The sequence below is a fragment of the Nitrosopumilus sp. b1 genome (assembly GCF_014078545.1).
GTDB lineage: Archaea > Thermoproteota > Nitrososphaeria > Nitrososphaerales > Nitrosopumilaceae > PXYB01.
The window spans coordinates 1-1,589 of sequence record NZ_MU078800.1 but is presented as its reverse complement, the minus strand read 5'-3'; the positions used below and the strand labels follow the sequence as shown (position 1 = coordinate 1,589).

Below are 1,589 nucleotides of genomic sequence, written 5' to 3'. Positions count from 1 at the left end.
TACAAAGTCTAATCTAATTTTTACGCCGTCAGGTCTTACAATATAGTTTACACCAGGATAATGGTCAGGTCCATTTACAACAAGTTTTTTCATTCTTTCAATGTTCCATTCAGTTACAATTTCTGGAATTGTTAATTTCATTGCAACAGCTTCTGGTACACCTACTTCAGAAAGATCAAGATTAGGGTCAGGTGAAATTACAGTTCTACTTGAAAAGTCAACTCTTTTTCCTGAAAGTGATCCACGGAATCGTCCTTCTTTTCCTTTTAGTCTTTGAGTTAATGTTTTGAGTGGCCTTCCAGAACGATGATGAGCTTGTGGAATTCCAGATACTTCATTATCAAAATATGTTGTAGTATGATATTGTAACAGGTCAACTAAGTCTTGTACAATTAATGGAGGCGTTCCTGCTTCTTTACTCTCTTTTAGTCTTTGATTAACTCTGATGATATCTACCATCTTGTGTGTTAAATCATCTTCAGAACGAATTCCTGTTTCTAAGATGATTGATGGTCTTACAGTAACTGGGGGCACAGGTAATGCTTGTAGAATAAACCATTCTGGTCTTGCTGTTGCTGGATCATATCCTAATAGGATTAAATCATCATCAATTATTTGAGAGAATCTTTCTCTAATTGTAATTGGTAAAAGTCTGTGTTCACCAATCTCAGTTTTTTCAATGAATATGGTTGGTTTTGTAAAGATTAATTCGTACTGAGTTTTTCCGCAGTGGGGGCATTCTTTTGCTTTTTTTGCTTTTTCTAAAATTTGTTCAGGAATTCGTTTTTGTGAAATTACAGTATAAGCTGCTTCTCTTTTTCGCACCTTAGTTAATTCCTCAAGGTCCTCTTGTGGAACTTTGAGTCTAGAACATGAGCGACATGTACCCAAAAGAAGTTTGTAGATATTATCAATAAAGGCAATGTGTAAAACTGGCTCTGCAAGCTCAATATGTCCAAAGTGCCCTGGGCATCTTGCGGCAGTGTTTCCGCATGTGAGGCATTTTTGACCAGGCTCCAAGGTTCCCAATCTTCCATCCATTAAACCCCCTTGTACAGGCATTCCATCTTCATCATAGGTTTCAGGGGCAGTAATCTCAGCAACAGAGTATTTTCTTATTTCAGTTGGAGACCAAACAGAGAATCTTATTGCATCAATTGATTTTACAGTTTGAATCGACATTATACTTTCTCCTTTATCAAAAGTCTTGGTGCTACATTGAGACTTTGCATTTCTTGAAGTAATAGTTTGAATGCATATGCTACAGAGACAGAAGATACTTTTGCCTTATCTCCACAAACTCTGCAAACATATTTTCTTTGTTTAACATCATGATAAGCCACTAGACCACATCTTTCACAGACATAAATTTCAGATTTATCAGATTCATCAAGTAAACGATCTTTTAGAATCATAGATGCACCATATGCTATAAGACAATCTCGTTCCATTTCTCCAAATCTTAAACCACCACCTCGAGCTCTTCCTTCAGTAGGTTGTTTTGTAAGCATCTGAACTTGACCTCTGGCTCTAGCATGTATTTTGTCAGAAACCATGTGGTGTAATTTTTGATAGTATACTACTCCAAT

Annotated in this window: 2 pseudogenes; both read right to left on the bottom strand. The window is 36.4% G+C overall.

Annotated features, from left to right (window positions below):
• Window positions 1-1,182: pseudogene (locus C6988_RS10975) on the bottom strand (DNA-directed RNA polymerase subunit A'/A''); the annotation flags it as partial.
• Window positions 1,182-1,589, bottom strand: a pseudogene (locus tag C6988_RS10970) (DNA-directed RNA polymerase subunit B); the annotation flags it as partial. The pseudogenes C6988_RS10970 and C6988_RS10975, both read right to left, overlap by 1 nt.